Here is an 18,300-nt window from a genome sequence, read left to right as displayed (position 1 = left end):
AGAGGCCATTGAGCGCTGGCCGGGTCGGACCTTTAGGCACTGGCCTTGACAGCCGGGCTAATTGGGCCTATACTTCTCCTACAGAAGACTATGCGAGTGGCGGCGGAAATCCGCCCTCAGCCTGATTCTCAGGAAGTGGCGAGAGAGTGCGCCACTAAGAGCAGCTCTGCACGGCACGTGGGCGCGTCGAGAGGCGCGCAGCGTGGCACCGAGACAAACAGGAAGCAGGATAGACGATCTGATGCTCAGCAAGCCCTGGCAACCACAACTGCAACTTCAGCAGCCAGTAGAGGCGCGTTTCTGGCAGAGTCAGCGCGCGGTGGTTGCCTGCGCTTTTTATTACTACTTTTACTTTAGCCCTCCAGCATGCTGGTGGGCCGCTTCAGGTTGAGCTGAGCAGAACCACCTAATCCGTGCAGATCCCCAGCATGCTGGAGTAAGCAGAGGCGAAAAACCTCTGCTTTTTTATTTCCCTGGAATCTTGCCCTGTCTGGGAGCATGCAGTCAGGAGTTCAGGAGAAAGGAACTGACAGCCGTATGATCATCGTCATTGAAGCACAGGCCACCCAGGATGAACGCGCTGCCTTGTTGTCGCTTGTAGAGCAGGTTGCCGGTCAACGGCGACCTCTGGCCATCACCTGTATTGGGGAGAGCGAAGTCATCGCCATCGACCACGCCGTCCTCGATACCCAGGCTTTGGAGACCATCCGTTGCCAGCCCGCTGTCGCCCAGATCCTTACCCCCACCACTCCCTACCAGCTCGTCAGCCGTCACTTCAAGACCAGTCCCAGCCGCATCGTTGTAGGGGATGCCCGTCACTGTGATCCCGTCGTCATCGGTGGAGAGCAGGTCAGGCCTGTCATCATGGCCGGACCCTGTGCCATCGAGAGCCGCGAGCAGCTGCTAGAAACTGCACGGGCTGTTAAGGAAGCAGGGGCGATGGTCCTGCGTGGTGGGGCCTTCAAGCCGCGCACCTCGCCTTACCAGTTCCAGGGACTGGGCATCGAGGGTCTGCGTCTGCTGGCGGAGGCGCGTCAAGAGACAGGTCTGCCCGTGATTACAGAGGTCATGGAGCCGGAAATGGTAGAGATCGTAGCGGACTATGCTGACATCCTGCAAATCGGGGCGCGCAACATGCAGAACTTCCCCTTGTTGCAGGCTGTGGGCCGCCGAGGGCGGGGCAAACCGGTGATGCTCAAGCGAGGTCTCTCCGCCACCATTGACGAGTGGCTGCTTGCTGCCGAATACATCGTCGCCGCCGGTAACCCCAACGTCATCCTTTGCGAGCGCGGCGTGCGTAGCTTTGACCCGCAGACCCGCAACCTGCTCGACCTGGCCTGTGTTCCACTGCTGCATGAGCTGACCCATCTGCCTGTGATCGTTGATCCCAGTCATGCCACGGGACGGCGTGAACTGGTTCCCACTATGGCCCGTGCCGGCATCGCTGCTGGGGCCGAGGGTCTGATTCTGGAGGTCCATCCCGATCCGAACAGTGCCCTTTGCGATGGCCGCCAGTCCATCACGCCGGCTGAGCTGCGCACCATCGTCCACGAGGCGCGTCTGATGGTCCAGATCATGCAGGAGGCCGACAGACTGTCACAGGTAGCCTGACAGACAGCCTGCCACCACCTCCGCTGGCGACGTCGCCGGCGTAAGCAAGGAGGACAGAAGGAGCGGCGCCGTCTTGCAGGGCGGCCTGCGGCAGGAGAGAGAAGGAGAGGGTGCGATGGAGCGCCCTTTTTTTTGGTGGGCCTGAGCCAGTGTCTGGGCTGACAGGGGCGGCGGGTGGCAGATAGATGCTGGGGAAGAGCGAGATTCGGGCGAAGGAGCGAGCGAGTGGGAATGGCTCTCGGCAAGACCGTGAGTGCAAACAACTGGCAGAAAACTCTATCTCGACTCTCATCAAACACCTGTGGTATACTCTTGATACAAGCCAGAGAGCACAGAGCAACGACCGGGGGACGGTCTTGTGTCTGTGCTAGCGGCCAGGTCGAATATGTCGTTTGTGAAGTTGCAAGTCTGGTTTGTTTGAAGTCATACGGACAGGATACGAGCATGCCAACACGTGTGATCATTGCCGATGATGAACCCATTCAACGCATGGACCTGAAGGATGTCCTCACCAAGCAGGGCTACCTGGTCATTGGTGAGGCCGGTGACGGGCAGAGCGCTGTGAACCTGGCTCGCGAATTGCGCCCGGACCTGGTGATCATGGATATTCGCATGCCCGATATGGACGGCATTGCTGCCGCCGAGATTCTGACGCAGGAACGCATCGCGCCGGTGCTGCTGCTGACCGCCTTTGGCGATCAACCGCTGGTCGAGCGTGCGAAGCAGGCTGGTGTCGTGAATTATATTGTGAAGCCACTGCGCGAGAGCGAGGTGACCCCGGCCATCGAGGTGGCACTTGCCCGCTACAACGAGTTCCGCGCGATGGAGGGGAAGGCAAAGGAGCTGAGCGAGCAGCTGGAGACGCGCAAGGTGGTGGAGCGGGCAAAGGGGCTGCTGATGCAGCGCTATGGCCTGAGTGAGCAGGAGGCTTTCCGTAAGATCCAGAAGGCCAGTATGAACAATCGCAAGTCGATGCGCGAGGTGGCGGAGGCTATCCTGCTGACGAACGAGATCAACGAGATGTAGCCTGACCTGCCGATCGAGCTGCTTGCTGGCTGACCTGATTCGTAAGTTGGCACCGCGCCGCACCGCGCCGCTCGCGCTGGCGGCGGCAGCCGGAGCTGAGTTCTACGCTCTCTCCAGGCGGCAGTAAGCGAGCGAGCTGGCAGGAGAAGCATGAGAGCAGAGCGAGCAGAGAAGGCTCTAGTCGGGGGCGGCACTGCCGCCGTCCCCATTCCCTCTGGGTTGTCCTCGTTGGGCGTCCTGTAAGGTCGCATCGGCTTAGGGGGAGCCAGCTGTCTGTCCCGTCCACCTCCTCCCCTCGGGAGCCAGGGCGCCGGGCGTGGCGCGTCAGCAAGGCGAGAGCGAGAGAAGCAGAAGCAGCCGAGACGAAGGAAAAAGAAGAAGGGCAGCAGACGGGAGCGATGCAGCCGACAGTTTCTGCTACTGAGAACGTTGTGACGGTTGTCGGTATCCGGTTCCGTCCCGCCGGGCGCATTTATTATTTTGATCCCCAGGGACAAACCTATCGCACAGGCCAGTATGTGATCGTCGAGACGGTGCGTGGGGTGGAGGCGGGCCGCGTAGTGATCCCCGCGAAAAAGGTGGCAGAAAGCGAGCTGAGTGACCCCCTGAAACCTGTGCTCCGCCTGGCAACCGAGGAAGAGCTGCGCATGATGCTCTCCTATAAAAGTAAGGAGAAGGAGGCGCTGGTCCGCTGTGCGCAGCGTATTGCTCAGCACAAGCTTCCTATGAAATTGGTGGAGGCGGAGTATACTTTTGATGGGAGCCGTTTGACGTTCTATTTCACCTCGGATGAGCGCGTCGACTTTCGGGCCCTGGTGCGCGACCTGGCAGCGACCTTTCGCACGCGCATCGAGCTGCGTCAGATCGGGGCTCGCGATCAGGCCAAGCTTCAGGGCGGTGTTGGTCCCTGTGGCAAGACGCTCTGCTGCAGCTCCTGGATCAGTGATTTCGGCATCATCTCAATCAAGATGGCTAAGGAGCAGGGACTCCCCCTCAATCCTGCCAAGATTTCGGGAGTCTGTGGCCGTTTGCTCTGTTGCCTGTCATACGAGAATGAGAACTATATTCAGGCCAAGAAGCGTATGCCGCAGATCGGAACGGTCCTGGAGACGCCGAGTGGACCTGGCAAGGTGGTTTCGATCAATGTGCCCAAGGAAACGGTCGAGGTCATGCTGGAGAGCGGGGCGACCATCCAGATCCCTGCTCCCCAGCGACAAGAGCAAGGCCCTGGCCCAGGTTCAGGGCGTGCCTCATCCGGGGGGGGCGGTTGTTGCCAGACCTGCCGACTGAATCCTCATCGCCAGGAGGAGCCTGCCACTTCCAGCGCGAGTGGCAGTTGTAGTTGCGGTAGCTCGGGCGCTGGCCCTTGTCCGCGCTGCGGCTCCCAGGGCGGCTGCAGGTCGGGTTGCAGCGCCGGCAATATAACTAGCAATCAGCAACGGGCCGATTAACTTCTTCAGGTGCTGAGAGAGGGAGGCGCGTCTATGTCTTCACAATGGATGGACCCGGGCCAGGCTGATGATCCCGTGACCAGCGCGGTTTGGGCAGCCCCGGCCCAGGAATCGCAGGCGGCTTTCGCCGCCCGCCAGGGTCCATATACCCCTGATGCCTCACCATCCGTTTCCCCTCTGCCTGAGACAGAGGCAGATACCGAAGGACTGGCCGATGATGGCTATCCTTCCTCACGCATTGAAACGCTGTGGCTGACGTTCAAGCAGTTTTCTCCGCTGTTCCTTCCGCTGCTATTTGGTGCTGTGACCTTCTTGCTCCTGGTGCCAGCTGCTTTGCATGGCAAGGCTTACTTGTCCCATGCTGGCCTCTTGCCGGCGGCTCTGATCCTGCTGGCGATCGCGATCCTGCACGGCGTCATGTTGTATTATGCCGCCGATAACGTGGTGTTGTGGTCGCTGGCGCTGGCTTGCGGCGTAGGGCTCTTTCTTGTGGCTGGCTCCTTTGCGCTCTTCGGTCCTCTGGTCAGTCTGATCCTCTTGCTGCTGATGGTCGTGGCTGGGGTTCTCCTGCTGCGCTATCTGCTCCATCCTGTCCCCGAGGGCTATGTCGATCTGGTTTTCGCTTTTGGGCAATATCGACGCACGCTTTTCCCGGGGCCGAATGTGCTCCTCCCCTGGGAGCGGGTGGCTCAGCGCCTGAATACGCGGCGCACGCAGTGGACCTGCCCGCCCCAGGTAGTGCATCTGACCCCCGAGGAGGATGTCTATCTCTCGGCGACAGTTTGCTATCAGCTGTTGCCAGAAGATGCCCATCTGGCGGTGACCGAGGTCAACGATTGGGAGGTCAGCCTTCAGCAGCTCTTGCTGACAACGATCCAGGCAGTGGCCTCGACCTTCAGCGTGGGGTATTTCCTGGCGCGTCGCTCTCCGGTCTACGAGGTCTCCCCTTATGAGGAAGGGGCTACGAGCTGGGAGGTGATCAACAGCGAGCTGACGGAGCGTATGCAGGATCAGGTGGCGATCTGGGGTGTCCAGGTCCACTGGGTACATATTCATGATGTGGCGGTGGTACCGCGTGGCTCGCTGCCGCCCGATACGGATGCGATGGAGACGGTCAAGGCCAGCGGCGCCAGGACGGGCAACGGCGCTGAGGGCGTGGGGGGAGCGAGTTCACCGGCTGGAGCCGGCGCTGGCCAGAGCCTGGCGGCTACAGCTCGCGCGGCTGATCTCGCCCCTGGCCCTGTCCTGGGGAAAGCCTCCGCCGGACCCTCTGAGTCAGGTAAGGCTGCCGCTGCTCCGTCCTCTCCCAGGACCTTGAAAGAGGAAATCCTGGTCAGCACGTATAATGCGGTCCGGGAGGGACGTATTACTGATCCGGAGACGATTGCCTCGTTCGCGGCGCGCTTTGAGGCGGTGGCCAACGATCCTGAGCTGAGTCGTCTGGTCAGCTTCGATGCCGCACGAGCCGCCCGCGCGCTGCGTCAGCGGGCCGAGCTGATTCGTGAGCAGCAGCAGCGGATGCGCGCCTATGCCCCGCAGTATGCCGATCAGACTGAGCTGGAGCGCCCAGGCCGCGACTAGCCTGCCTGGCTGACTCCGGCTGCCTTCAGGTTTCGGAGAGAAACGCCTTCTAAGGAAGGTAGGGCGAGGACATGACCGACCGCTGCCCGGTCGGCTCTGCCCTCGCTTTTTTTGGGGCAGGGGGCAGGCTGTCTTGTCTCGCTGGGCTCCTCAGCGGACGGAGGATGACGGCTACCCATCCTGCTTTGACGCTTACTGCTGGAAGATGGTCAAGGGGTTATCGGTGGGTGTGGCGTTGGCCGGCGCGTTAATGCTGACGGGCTGGTTGAACTTGCTGTAGTCCACGGTGGCATTGGTCTGAATGGCGAAAACGCCGCTGAGGCCGGAGCTGCTGGTTGTCGGCGTGGCCTGCACCAGCTTGTTCAGATCGAGGTCCATCTTCATGTTAAGCCCCAGTTCGTGGACGTAGAAGCTCTGTTCATCGATCCAGAGTTCCAGGTTGGCCTGTTGCAGGGTCGTGGCCTGCTCAATCTGCTGTAGATCGCTCTGGCTGAGGCCGCTGGGCAGCTGTTCAAAGGAGTTGAGCAGGTCTTTGAGGGCATCCTTGCCAAAGGTGACGCTGATGTGGCGCAGGTTCTGGCCGTGGAGGCTCTGATCACCGTGGTCCGTAAGCTGGGCCTTCTGCGCCAGGGCGAGCAGGCGGCTGTACTGGTCGCTGTTAATCGCTCCCAGGAAGCTGCTCGTGCCGGTCAGGCTGCTTTGCTCGAGAACGTACCACTGTCCTTGCTTGTTCTGGATGTAAACCTTGCCATCTTTGATGATCTCGTTCAGCTGCTGGTTCGTGCCAAGGCCGGGCACACTCACTTTGATCTGGGCCGAAGCCTCCCCTGGAAAAGCCTCATCGCTGCTGCCTTGCATTGACAGGGTCAGGTTGTTGGGCATGGCACTGCTCTGGCTGGTTGGCGTAGCTGTTCCCTGACTTTGCATCTGGAAGTTTTCCGTTAGGGAAAAGTCGAAATGCGCTGTCTTTAGATGCTGCATGCTCGTAACCGCTTTTTGCAGTACCTGCCCTGCAGTGAGTGTGCTCTTGGTAACGCCGCTGTTGCTGCTGCTGGCGGTTCCGCAGGCACTGAGCAGAAGCGTCAGACCGAGCAGAACGGCAAGAAGCGAACTGATCGGTAGCCGGCGGATAAGCATGGCAAGCTCCTTTCGTACGGTGTTCTTTTTCTCTGTGGAAAGATAGACGCACTGCCTTCTTCCTTATCAAATCTTCTTTATCACAAGTGGCACCCGGTGATCTGGTGCCCGGGCAGTGAGCCTTGCCATGCTGCCGCCGTACCACCGTGGGCTGTAGTGAGTGAGGCTGCAATCAGACAAAGCCACGCGCGGCCTGCGAGCAAGCCATCTGCATGGGCCGCATCGCGGCTGCGCGTGGCCGTTTTTCTCTTCCGCCTCTGGTGAAGGCACAGCTCGCCTTAGCTCATCTCGAAGACGGTGCGAGGGTCGTCGGTCGGGATAGCGTTCGCCGGGGCGTTGATGTTCACAGGCTGGTTGAACTGGCTAAGGTCGGCGCTGCTGCTGAGATTCACCAGCAAGGTCGGAGGCAGCAGCGTGGTTGCTACGCCGGCGACTGGGGTCAGCAGGCCGCTGGTGTCGGCATTCATGGCGAGCTTGAGCTGCACGCGGTGCAGGTAGAACTGCGTTTCGTCGATCCAGAGATCGAGCGTAGCCTGGAAGCTGCGCGTATGATCGACCAGGCTATTGAGATTTTGGCTTCCCAGCAGGTTGCTGAGCTGGGTATTGCTCGTGAGCAGTTGACGCAGGCCCTCTCTGTCGAGGGTGGCGCTGATATGGCGCAGGCTCTGGCCATTGAGGGTCTCGTCCCCGTGGTCCGCGATGCTACTGTGTAGTGCCAGCGCCAGGAGAGTATTGGTGTCTAGCTTCCAGCCAGCCAGGAGGTTGCCGCTGGCTGTCTCCAGTCGAGAGGCGTCGATGACGTACCACTGGCCACGCGGATTCTGCAGGTAGACCTGCTGGCCGATGATGATCTCTGCCAGCCTGGTGCTCTGGTTGAGCGTTAGATTCAGGGCCTGCTTGCCATCGGGCAGCGATTGCTGTCCGTTGCCAGTGAGATTGAAGCTCAGGCTGACCGTGGGGGTGGCGCTGGCCGTGGCTGAAGGCGTGGCGGACGCTGGCGCTGGGGTTGCGCCGCTGACGGCGGTGGCCGTTCCCTGAGCGGTGCCCTGCAGCGTGCCGCTGGCGGTGAGGTTAAAGGCGAAGCTCTTCAGCTTCTGCATGGTCTGGCTGCTCTTCTGCAAGACCTGACCGACAGGCAGCTGGCCGCTGCCCTGCTGCACCGGCGTCAGGCTTACCTGGCAGGCGCTGAGAACCAGGGCCAGGCTCATTCCCAGAAGCAGGAGACTCGCTATTCCTCTGCGAGTTCGTTTGCTCGTCTTGAAAAGAGATGGAAGGTGCTGCATGAAAGACTCCTCTGTCTGTGCTGTCCTGTTTCTCTTCTCTCGTCTTCCTTCCCCTGACACGCGGTAAGGCGATGCTGTGTTTCAGGCGCGGGCATGGTATAATGCGCCTGGGAGCTACCGCTTTCGGCCTCGCAGAGAAGAAACAACAAGCATAGCCTTGTTCCTGAGCAGGGTTTTTGCGTCCTCTTTGGGCTGCCTTCGCCTCTCGCCGCTGCCCACCAGTGCAGGAGGGTGAATGGTGCGCCTCGTCCACAGAGGGGAGCCAGAGGAAAGATCGCTGCAGACTCCCCGCAGGGAGCAGGGCAGTGTAGTGCAGTGCAGAAGGCTAGTGTGGCATGTTGATTACTCGTCTTGAGCTGGAGAATATCAAGAGCTATCGTCATCTGGCCGTCGAGTTCCGACGGGGGACGACAGCTATTCAGGGAGCCAATGGGGCTGGTAAGACCACCCTGGTCGAGGCCATTGGCTTTGCCCTCTTCGATGCCTTGCCCTATAAGCATAGCCAGTTTGTGCGCGAGGGCGAAAAATATGGCCTGATTCGCGTCCACCTGCTGGGCAACGACGAGCGACGCTATATGGTCGAGCGCCGCTGTGGCGCCGGCGCTTACTGGCAGCTCTACGATTGCGAAGCCGACTATCACCTGGAGCAGCGCACCGATGTGCTCGATAAGCTACATGAGCTGTTCGGCATTGAGCGCGAGCGCCCCCTGCCGACGCTCTTTCAGGACGCCCTCGGCGTGCCGCAGGGCACCTTCACGGCGATCTTTCTGGAGGCTCCGGCCAAGCGCAAGAAGACCTTCGATGAGCTGCTGCAGATCGAGGACTACCGCCTCGCCTCCGATTATTTGCGCGAGGTCCAGAATTACTATAAGGATCAGATGCAGCAGCAACAGCAGGAGATTCAGCGCCTCAGCTTTGAGACACGCGACCTGGGCCAGTGGCGACAGGAGCGGGAGCAGGCCCGCCAGGAGGAGCAGCGCCAGACCGAGCTGATCGCCAATGGCACGCGCCGATTAGAGGAGCTGGAGAACCACTATGCCCTCTTGCAGCGCCAGCGCGACGAGCTGCTGAATTTGCGCCACCGCTTCGAGCAGGCCCAGCTGAGACGCGAGGCTGCCCGCCAGCGGCTGCGCCAGTGCGAGCAGGAGCTGGCGCTGGCGCGCCAGGCCCAGGCCCAGGTCGAGGCCAATCGCGCCGCCTATCTGGCCTATCAGGAGGCGGAGGCCACTCTGCAGGAGCTGCGCCAGGCCGAGCGCCAGCGGAACGCCCTGCGCCAGCAACAGGCTGCTCTTCAGCGTCGCCAGGCCGGCCTGAGCGCCAACAAAGCCCATGTAGAGGCCGCCCTCAAGGAGATCGAGCAGGCTCGCCAGCGTGTGATTGAGCTATCGCCGCTGGCCGACCGTCAGCGCGAGCTGGAACGCCGGCGCGAAGAGCTGCGCCAGCAAGTCCAGCGCTATGATGAGCTGGTCGAGGAGGGGCGGAGCCTGCGCCGTCAACAAGAACAGCAACTGAAGCGATTACAAGAACTGCAGCATCAGGCCCGTGAGATCGAGCCACTGCAGGAGCTGGCTGGCCAGCTTCCTGAACGCATTGCCCTCCTGACCCAGCTGCAGGCTCGCCTCTCGGAGCGCAGTCAGAAGCAGCTTCAGCTGCAAGAGAAGCTAGAGACCCTGCGTCAGAAGGAAGAGGAGCGTGCCAGAACCGCTGAGCGCCTGCGGAACCTGGAGGAGACCATAGCCGCGGTCGAATCCCACCGCCAGGAGGTGGAAAGCCTGCCCACTTTGCGCGAAGAGCAAGCCCAGCTGACGGCCCGGCGCTATCGTCTGGAAGGCAACATCGATGGCTATCGCGAGTCCTACAGCCGTTCGCGCGGCGGCCTCTGCCCTCTGCTCCATGAGCCATGCCTCAATATTCGCCAGAAAGGTCTGGCCAGCCTTGAATCCTATTTCGAGCAGCTCATTGCCAGTGACGAGGCCCAGCTGGCCGACCTGCGCCAGCAACAGCAGGAGCTGGAGGAGCAGATCGCCAGACTCAGCGTCTATGCGCAGGAATACGAGCGCCTGGGCCACTATCGAGCCCAGCAGAGCGAGTGTGCGGAGCGCCTGCGCCAACTGGCTGGTGAACTGTTGCGCTTACAGCGCGATGTCAATGACCTCCGCCAGGACCTGGATGAGCTACAGAACCTCGGTCAAGAGATCGCTCAGGCAGAGCAGGCACGGCGCGCCAGCGAGCTGGCAGATCAGCGCGTGCGGGCCTTGCCGGTTCTCCGAGCGAAGGTGGAACAGCTTGAGGAGCTGCTCAAGCAACTAGAAGAACAGCTTGTAGAGCGTCGGCAGCAGGTCCAGCAGCTGCAAGGGGTCCGTGAGCGCCTCAAGGAGGTCGAGGCCCAGCTGAGAGAGCTGGATGACCCGGCGGGCCAGATTCGCGGCCTTTTGACTACCATTGAGCGAGAGCCTGGCCTGCGCGAGCAACTCGCTGCGTTGCTCCGGCAAGAAGCCGGGCTGGAGCAAGAGCTACAGGCGCTGGCCGAGCGCCTGGCGGCCTATCAGGACCTTGATGGGCGCCTGGCCGAGCAAGAGCACCGGCGCCAGCAGGCTCAGGTCGGCTATCAGACCTATCTGGCTCACGAACAAGGAGCGCTTCAGTTGCCTCAGCGTCAGCAATCATACGAACGGGCAACTGCCGACTATCAGGGTGCAGAGCAGGAATTGCAGCAGGCCGAGCGCAGCTATCGCCAGGCCCAGATCGCTTTTGATGAAGCCGCCTTCCAACGGACCGACGAAGAGATCAAGAAGCTGCGTGCCGACCTCAAGGGCTACACCACTGCTCTCCAGCATACGCGCGGTCGCATTGCGGAACTGGAGGCGCGCATTGGCCAGGCGGAAGCCCTGCTGCTCGCCCTGGAGGCCGCACAGCAGGAATATCGCACCCTTGAAGACTTGAGCGGCACGATCGATCTCTTCCGCCAACTGCTCAAAGAAGCCGCTCCGCAGATCCTGCGTGCCCGCCTGGCTGAGATCTCCGCCGAGGCCAATCGCATCTTTGGGGAGATCATGGGCGATCGCAGCGCGCAACTGAGCTGGCAGGATGACTACGAGATTGTCGTCCGCAGCCGCAGCGCCACGCGCACCTTTGCCCAGCTCAGCGGTGGCGAGCAGATGAGCGCTGCCCTGGCTGTACGCCTGGCGCTGCTCAAGAAGCTCTCCAACCTGACCATTGCCTTCTTCGATGAACCAACACAGAACATGGACAGTACCCGGCGCACCAATCTCGCCGAGCAGATTCGGCGTGTCCGCGGTTTTGATCAGCTCATCGTCATCAGCCATGACGATACCTTTGAGCAGGGACTGGACAGCCTGATCCGCCTGCGTAAAGAAAACGGTGAGACGCTCCTGGTCAGTGACGAGGAATGGCAGGCTGCCTTTGAGCGGGAGGAGGAACACGCCCATGCTCCATAGAGGGAAGCTACTAGCCGCCCTGGCCAGCAAACGGGACCAGTTCACGCTCTATGGTGGGACCTACAGCGATCAGCTGGGCGCCTATCGCCATGCTCTCGAGACCCTCTATCGTCGCTACCGCTCAAGCGCCCAGCTAGAACAGCACCTACCGCCTGGCGGGGAGGGTTTGCCGCCGGCGGGAGCACGCCCAACGATCGAGTTCGATCGCTGGCTTGTCACGGCCACTCAGGAGGACTATCACGGCCCCGTCTTTCGCTTTGCCGAGCGCTTTGCCAATCACGAGCAGGCGCGGCAGTGGGCGGAGTGTATCGAGGGGATTACGACTCTGGCCGTGGATGGCAGCCAGCTTCAGCCCTGGCGCGACGCCTCGATTCCCGTGGCTCTGGTCCAGGTTGGTCTCTTTGTCAATCCTCACCAGCGCGGGCGTCCCTACGTCAAAGACGTACGCCTCGAAGTGCTGGCACCCGATGAAATCCTGGAAGAGGCTTCCGGCGAAAGCGTCGATCCCAGCGGCTACCCCTACTCCGAACTGCAGGTCTCGCTGCGCCGCTTCCAGCTCGAAGTCGAGACCCTCTGTAGTCAGATGGAACAGCTGGCCCGTCAACGCCGGCCCGACGAACCGGCCCACAGTCCCGTGGTCTTCTTCGATGGCTCCCTGGTCGTCTCCTTTGCCCTGACAATGCCCAGTCCCTACCGCGAGCGCTACATCGCCGGGGCCGTTTCCCTGCTGCAGGCTTCGGAGCGTTTCCGCGTGCCCCTCATCGGCTACATCGACACCAGCTATGCGCGCGATATCATCACCATGCTCTTACGCCTGGATACCATGCAGCCTCAGCCCTTGCTGCGCGAGACCAAGCGCATTCACGACGCCCTACTGTGGCAGGGGCGCCTGCGTTGGGGCGATCGCACCCCGGCCATGATCTGTGCCCGCGGTGACGTCCTCGATCACTACGGTCCCTACCGCGAGCGGATCGCCTTTTGCTATCTACAGACCGTCAGTCAGCGCCCACCAGCCCGCCTGGAGTTCCCGCGCTGGATCGTTGACGAGGGACTGCTTGATCCTGTTACTGATGTCGTGCGAGCCGAGATCATCGCCGGAGGTCAGGGCTATCCCTATGCCATCGAGACTGCCGACGCTGTTGCCGTCATCACCCTCCAGGATCGCAGCGAGTTCTATGCGCACTTCCAACAATTCATCGAGAGTCAGGGCTTGAACTTCACCTTCTCCTCCAAGGCCCTCAGTAAAAGCCGTCGGCGCTGAGGTGGCGCGGGGCCGAGTGGGCGCTGGCGACAGGGCGCCAGAGGAGAAGATAGGGCTTGTGACGGGTCTCTTGTGGGCTTGCCCTGGCCCTGGGGGCCGGCCTCGATGTGATATGATAGAGATGTTTCGTGCTCGTGTGGTTCATTTCGTTGGAGAGGATGTCATTTTCGAAGCGCTATCATCTATGTCGCAATTAGCATCGCGGACAGCCAGCTACAAGCTGACCTGTCGCTGTGGACATGGCTTTGAATGCCAGGTCTATGAATATGTCAACGCCGCGCGTGACCCGCAGCTGCGCTATGCCGTCCTGGCGGGTCGCCTCAACGTAGTCACCTGCCCTTCTTGTGGGCGACGAGCTTTAGCGCGGCGACCGTTCATCTACTCCGATCCGCCCAACCATCTGCTGGCCTATGTCCATCCTCGCGACAACGTGCCGCCAGAAGGGCGCGAGCTGATCGAGGCCAAATTGCACGAGGTCTACGGGCGCGTCGCCCAGCGGCAGAAGGAGCTGGAAGAGGCCCCGGCCTCACTGGCAGGACAGGAAGCGGAGATCAGGGAGAAAGCGGATGAAGTCGAAGCGTCTGAAGCGCCAGGCGAGGAGGAGATGGCTGCTTCTCTCGCAGCAGCTGCTGCTGTCCGAGGCGTGGGCGAGGAGATCCCTCCCTTGCAGGTGATCTTTGGCCTGGATCAGCTAGCCCTCCTGATCAATGCCAGCCTGAGTCAAGATGAGCGGCTCGGCAAGATTGCCCTGCGCACGCAAAGTCGCAGCGTCGCTCAGCGCGGCCAGATGTTCGACATCGCCCGGCGTCTGGCACGTGAGATGCAGTGCATTGTTGAAGAAGAAGAGCAGGGAGAAACCTACACGGTTTGGCTCTATGGGCCACGTCGGCAGATCGGAGCCATTATGCGCGCGTTGGCCCCCAGGGGGTGAAGAGCTACGATGATTACGGTTGGCGTGCTGACCATCAGTGACGGCGCCGCCCGTGGGACACGCCAGGATACGAGTGGCGAGACCATTCGCTCTCTCGTGGCCCAGCTACCACAGGCAGTGGTGAGCGCCACCGCTATTGTTCCCGATGAGCGGGATCAGATTGAGGCCGTGCTGCGCTCCTGGTGCGATGAGCAACGGCTGAACCTGATCTTGACGACCGGCGGCACCGGCCTGGCCCCTCGCGATGTCACGCCCGAGGCAACAAAGGCCGTCATCGAGCGCGAGGCCCCTGGCCTGGCCGAGGCCATGCGTGCCGCCAGCCTGCAACATACGCCCTTCGGCATGCTCTCGCGCGGAATCGCTGGCACGCGCGGCCAGACGCTCATTGTGAACCTGCCGGGCAGTCCCAAAGCCGTCAAGGAGTGCCTGGAGACGATCCTGCCCGTGCTGCCGCACGCGATCAACCTCCTGACCGGTGGCCCCAGTGAACACTAGCCGCAGCGGAGCCTACCAACAGAGCGCAGCCGCTGGCTGACCCTTTTGTGGACTGCGTTGCGGTTGCGCGCTCGTCCCTGCTATCCTGGATGGGTGGCGTGTCCCGGCCAGAGATCGAAGCGCTGCCCATCGCTGGCGACCGGACCAAGAGGAGGCGCTGGCCAGCGTGATGGGCAGCCTCCTGAGTGCTCGCCCTCGGAGAGCCTGCACATGCAGGCAGGATGGAAGAAAACGGCAGCCCTGCTACCCCAGGAAAAAAAGAGAGACGGCAGTCAGTCATGCGCGCAAGAAGAGCCAGACACTACCCCGGCCACAGCGACGCGATCTTTGCCCTGGTCTGGTCGCCGGATGGCCAGCTCCTCGCCTCTGGCGGACGCGACGGAACCGTGCGCCTCTGGCAGTCTTCCGCGGAAGGCGCCCTTGAACCCCTCGCCGTCTACACAGGTCACAGGCAGTGTATTCTCTCCCTGGCCTGGTCCCCCGATGGCCGTCTGCTCGCTTCGGGCGACACCGCGGGTACCGTCCACCTGTGGGAAGTCGCCTCGCCTCAGCGCTGCCTGCTCATCTATCGTGGACATCGGCGCTTCGTGCGCTCCCTGGCCTGGTCCCCGAACGGCGACTATCTCATCTCGGGCGGCGACTACGGCGATAGCAGCCTCCAGCTTTGGGAAAGTCGTAGCGGACGCTGCCTCTTCAGCGACCAGCAACAGTACCGGCTCTTCGCCGTCGACTGGTCACCCAGCGCGGAGCAGCTGCTCAGCGCCAGCTTTGACGGCTACGTAGATATCTGGACCGTCAACAGCGGCCCCAATGCTGCACTCCAGGCTAAGCGTTATCTACGCTTCAGCGAGCATGGTCGGCCTGTCTACTGTGCCGTCTGGTCGCCAGATGGCCGGCTCATCGCCTCGGGCGGAGCCGACAGGCGGGTCCTGGTCTGGCGACCGCAAGCTCCTCAGCCACAGCTCATCACCACCTACCTTGGTCATAGCCGTCCCCTGAAAGCCCTGGCCTGGTCGCCGGACGGCCAGCTCCTCGCCTCCGCAGGAGACGACTGCGCTCTCCTGCTCTGGCAAGCCACCACTGGCACAACCCTCCTCAGCTACAACGGGCACCAGCGTTGGATTCGCTGTCTGGCCTGGTCCCCCCAGGGTAGGCAAATTGCTTCTGCCAGTGATACACTGATACATATCATAGAGATAGATGTAGATTAGCTCAACAGTAGCAACAAAGGGACCTGAGTCACAGTCAGCCCTAACACGAGCGTGCGAGAATCAGCGATGTCTAGCGAAGAGAGCAGCGGAGAGCGGGGGCGGATCATGCGGCGCCGCGAAAGCACCCTCGACCTCTTCCGGGAGGCCGAGGAGGTCAAAGAACTCAGCGACGGCTACGCCTTTCGCTTCAGAGACAGACAAGAACAGCTCGCGGCCATTCTTGCGCTCATCAGCATCGAGCGCGAGTGTGCTCCCCTGCTCACCTTTGAATTGCAGTTTGCACCGCAGCGCGGTCCGCTCTGGCTGCGCATTCGCGGACCGGAGGGAGTCAAAGCCTACATCAAGGGCGGGCTGAGCGCTCCCCGGCACCTCACCTGAGCCTCGAGCGGTGCGCGCCGAGCTGGTGTGCGTCACACAGGAAGGAGCGGGAACAATGGCGACCCGAGTCTACCCAGAAAAAAGAGGGCTGCTACAGATCAGCGACCGCCCTGATCCCGCCTGGCTGGAGGCGGTCACCACCCTCATCCCGCCCAGCGGCAAGCTTATCCTCGATCTTGGCTGCGGCGATGGTCTCTACTCCCAGGCCCTGGCCGAGCTAGGGGCCGCCTATGTCATCGGCCTCGACAGCGCTGAAGAGCAGCTAGAGCAGGCGCGCCAGCGCTGCGCAAGCCATCGCAACATCGAATTTCTGCGTGCCAACGCCCTGGCCACGGGCCTGCTGGCCGAGCGCTACGACATCGTCCTCATGCGCGCCCTGCTGCGCGACCTGCGTCCGACAGAGCTGCGCCCCTGCTTCATCGAAGCCTATCGCCTGCTCAAACCCGGTGGCTACCTGCTTGTCCAGGACCAGACCCCCGAAGATCTCCTGGAACCAGGCAGCAAAACCCATATCTGGGGCTACCTCTTTGCCCGCTACCCGCATCTTGTCGACCAGTACGTCCTGGCGCGTTTCAAGCGCGAAGAGGTACGCCAGATCATGCAAGACGTTGGCTTTCGCGACGTTCAACAGCGCACGCTCTGGGAGACGCGCGGCGCCTATCCCAACAGTAGCGCCCTGGCCGAAGAACTGGTGAGCTACGTACTGAACGCCCCCCTCTACGAAATGAGCGAAGAGGAGGTCAACGAATTGCTCGCCTACATCGCCTTTCTTGAAGAGCATCTGGCCCAGCACGAGCAGAGCGGAGGCGAGATTATCGCTCAGGAGTGCTGGACCCTCTGGCACGGACGCAAAGCGTGATAAGAGAGGAAGAAAGAAAGAGAACAAACAAAAGCCAGATCCGTGGCTCGCCTCTGGAGAGCCGCGGATCTGGCTCCCTTGCTCAGATCAAAAAGCGCCCATCTTCATAGCAAAGCTGGCCATCGGCATAGACACGGCCCTCGTGCAGATCGTTCACCATGTCCCAATGGATCGTCGACTGATTGCGTCCGCCGCTCTCCGGCAGCGAGGCCCCAAGGGCCAGGTGCATCGTCCCCCCAATCTTCTCATCAAAGAGCGTATGACAGGTAAAGCGCTGAATATTATAATTCAAGCCGAAAGCTATCTCGCCGACTGTACGGGCGCCGGGATCAACATCCAGCATGGCCTCCAGAAAAGCCTGGTCGGAGCGGGCCGTGGCCTTCACCACTCGCCCCTCTTCGAAGGTCAGGCTTAGGTCCTCAACCACGTGGCCTTCATAGAAGGCTGGATAGCTAAAACGAATGGTACCCGAGACCGAATCCTCGATAGGGCCGGTAAAGACCTCGCCGTCTGGGAAATTCTCCTTGCCGGCGCAATTAATCCAGCGGCGACCTCCCACGCGCAGCCGTAGATCGGTTCCGGGGGCCACAATATGCAGCTCATCATGCTGCTCCAGAAAAGCCGCGATGCGCTCCTGCTCCTCATAAACGCGGCGCCAGGCCGCAATCGGATCAGGAGCATCCAGCATGCCAGCCGTAAAGACAAACTCCTCATAGGCGCTCAAAGACATTCCGGCATCCTGGGCATAAGCGTGTGTCGGAAAAAGCGTCCCGCACCAGCGAGCCTCGCCACTGGCCTCACGCTCTAGTCTGCGGCTCACCAGGGCCTGACGCGCTCGCTGGTAGAGGGCCAGGCGCTTGGGATCAACCGAAGACAATGCGCGCGTATTCTCTTCGCCCCAAACGTAGAGGCGGGCCGTATATTGCTCGACGCGCAAGCGATCCAGCTCGGAGACATAGGTCAGCTGCTCGTCGCTGCCCTCGCGTAGCAGCAGCTCGGTCAACTCCGGCTGCAGAGTTTCCACTGCCACCACATAGGCGCCAGTGCGGATCGCCTCGCGAAAAACCTCGCGGGTCAGTGGAAAAGCTGCGGTAGGAGCCTGGATCAGCAATCGATCGCCAGGTTTCAGCTCCAGCGAGTAGTGGACAAGCACCTGAGCCAACTTCTGATGACGTTCGTCGGCCATGAAAAGAACTCCTCTTTGTTCTATAAGCAAGAATCAGCATGCCTCAAGCCGGAAAACTGGCAACGGTGAGGGGCGGGCGCAGCAGTGCTCAAGCATAGCTCTCCCCAAGATACGATGACGTGTATGCCCCTCTGCGCGCAGCGAGGGGTCGTGTAGATGCGGTTGCCAGCTTGTCCTGTCTCATCTGCTCAACAACAAGTAGTATAGAATTTCTGCACCAGCGCGGCGTCCGTTGAGGTTCCTACTTATGGGGACGGAGTGCTGCAGGGCCGTGCGAGGATGCTCTCTTTAGGAGCGATACAGTGGGCGGACGCTTGCCAGAATACCACCCTTGCTCTATCATACTACAAGAACCCGAGACGCAACCGGTGGCACTTGACACATACAAGCAAGCAGGCAAGGACCGTTCCATTTCAGCCAGCAGGCAGGAAG

The 18,300-nt window shown here is 61.4% G+C and carries 15 protein-coding genes; 12 read left to right on the top strand and 3 right to left on the bottom strand.

Translation table 11 applies throughout. The annotated features are described in order from the left end of the window. Window positions 1-241 precede the first annotated feature (241 nt). The 5 genes from N688_RS23030 (at window position 242) to N688_RS18665 (ending at window position 5,669) form a co-directional block, all read left to right on the top strand. Entirely contained in the window at window positions 242-391 is a 150-nt protein-coding gene (locus N688_RS23030; protein WP_156025511.1) for a hypothetical protein, read from the top strand. A gap of 146 nt (window positions 392-537) precedes the next feature. Next, window positions 538-1,611, top strand: a complete 1,074-nt coding sequence (aroF, locus tag N688_RS18680) for a 3-deoxy-7-phosphoheptulonate synthase (RefSeq protein WP_052890695.1) — start codon at window positions 538-540, stop codon at window positions 1,609-1,611. Window positions 1,612-2,055: 444 nt separating this feature from the next. Further along, window positions 2,056-2,637, top strand: a complete 582-nt coding sequence (locus N688_RS18675) for an ANTAR domain-containing response regulator (protein WP_052890694.1) — start codon at window positions 2,056-2,058, stop codon at window positions 2,635-2,637. Window positions 2,638-3,035: 398 nt separating this feature from the next. Continuing rightward, window positions 3,036-4,088 carry a PSP1 domain-containing protein gene (locus N688_RS18670; protein WP_202901969.1) on the top strand — a complete coding sequence of 351 codons (1,053 nt, stop codon included), beginning with the start codon at window positions 3,036-3,038 and terminating at the stop codon, window positions 4,086-4,088. A 33-nt stretch (window positions 4,089-4,121) separates the two neighbouring features. Then, window positions 4,122-5,669 carry an SPFH domain-containing protein gene (locus N688_RS18665; RefSeq protein ID WP_081839000.1) on the top strand — a complete coding sequence of 516 codons (1,548 nt, stop codon included), beginning with the start codon at window positions 4,122-4,124 and terminating at the stop codon, window positions 5,667-5,669. Between the two features lie 192 nt (window positions 5,670-5,861). On the opposite strand, the gene N688_RS18660 is transcribed toward N688_RS18665, so the two are convergent. Further along, on the bottom strand, window positions 5,862-6,806 hold the full coding sequence (locus N688_RS18660) for a DUF6612 family protein (protein WP_052890692.1): 945 nt from the start codon (window positions 6,804-6,806) through the stop codon (window positions 5,862-5,864). 278 nt (window positions 6,807-7,084) lie between these two features. Further along, window positions 7,085-8,089, bottom strand: coding sequence for a LolA-like protein (locus tag N688_RS18655; protein WP_156025508.1), 1,005 nt, complete (start codon window positions 8,087-8,089; stop codon window positions 7,085-7,087). Between the two features lie 335 nt (window positions 8,090-8,424). Here N688_RS18655 and N688_RS18650 point away from each other — a divergent pair, with 335 nt between their 5' ends. The 7 genes from N688_RS18650 (at window position 8,425) to N688_RS18620 (ending at window position 16,682) form a co-directional block, all read left to right on the top strand. Further along, window positions 8,425-11,547 carry an AAA family ATPase gene (locus N688_RS18650; RefSeq protein WP_052890690.1) on the top strand — a complete coding sequence of 1,041 codons (3,123 nt, stop codon included), beginning with the start codon at window positions 8,425-8,427 and terminating at the stop codon, window positions 11,545-11,547. Continuing rightward, complete coding sequence (locus tag N688_RS18645; RefSeq protein WP_052890689.1) at window positions 11,537-12,808, top strand: DNA double-strand break repair nuclease NurA; 1,272 nt, start codon at window positions 11,537-11,539, stop codon at window positions 12,806-12,808. The genes N688_RS18650 and N688_RS18645 overlap by 11 nt, the downstream gene beginning before the upstream one ends. A gap of 184 nt (window positions 12,809-12,992) precedes the next feature. Further along, a complete protein-coding gene (locus N688_RS18640; protein WP_052890688.1) occupies window positions 12,993-13,739 on the top strand; it encodes a CpXC domain-containing protein in 747 nt (248 codons plus the stop codon). A 9-nt stretch (window positions 13,740-13,748) separates the two neighbouring features. Continuing rightward, window positions 13,749-14,234, top strand: coding sequence for a molybdopterin adenylyltransferase (mog, locus tag N688_RS18635; RefSeq protein ID WP_052890687.1), 486 nt, complete (start codon window positions 13,749-13,751; stop codon window positions 14,232-14,234). A 278-nt stretch (window positions 14,235-14,512) separates the two neighbouring features. Further along, window positions 14,513-15,445 (top strand): WD40 repeat domain-containing protein, encoded by a 933-nt coding sequence (locus N688_RS18630; RefSeq protein WP_052890686.1) that lies wholly within the window; start codon window positions 14,513-14,515, stop codon window positions 15,443-15,445. 66 nt (window positions 15,446-15,511) lie between these two features. After that, window positions 15,512-15,823: a hypothetical protein gene (locus tag N688_RS18625; protein ID WP_052890685.1), complete on the top strand. Its 312-nt coding sequence runs from the start codon at window positions 15,512-15,514 to the stop codon at window positions 15,821-15,823. A 55-nt stretch (window positions 15,824-15,878) separates the two neighbouring features. Next, window positions 15,879-16,682, top strand: a complete 804-nt coding sequence (locus N688_RS18620) for a class I SAM-dependent methyltransferase (protein ID WP_052890684.1) — start codon at window positions 15,879-15,881, stop codon at window positions 16,680-16,682. A gap of 82 nt (window positions 16,683-16,764) precedes the next feature. Here the strand turns inward: N688_RS18620 and N688_RS18615 are convergent, their stop codons facing one another. After that, on the bottom strand, window positions 16,765-17,868 hold the full coding sequence (locus N688_RS18615; RefSeq protein ID WP_052890683.1) for an aminopeptidase: 1,104 nt from the start codon (window positions 17,866-17,868) through the stop codon (window positions 16,765-16,767). Between the last annotated feature and the right edge of the window lie 432 nt (window positions 17,869-18,300).

Origin of the sequence: Thermogemmatispora carboxidivorans (genome assembly GCF_000702505.1) — a bacterium.
GTDB lineage: Bacteria > Chloroflexota > Ktedonobacteria > Ktedonobacterales > Ktedonobacteraceae > Thermogemmatispora > Thermogemmatispora carboxidivorans.
This window is presented reverse-complemented; position numbering and strand designations above follow the sequence as displayed.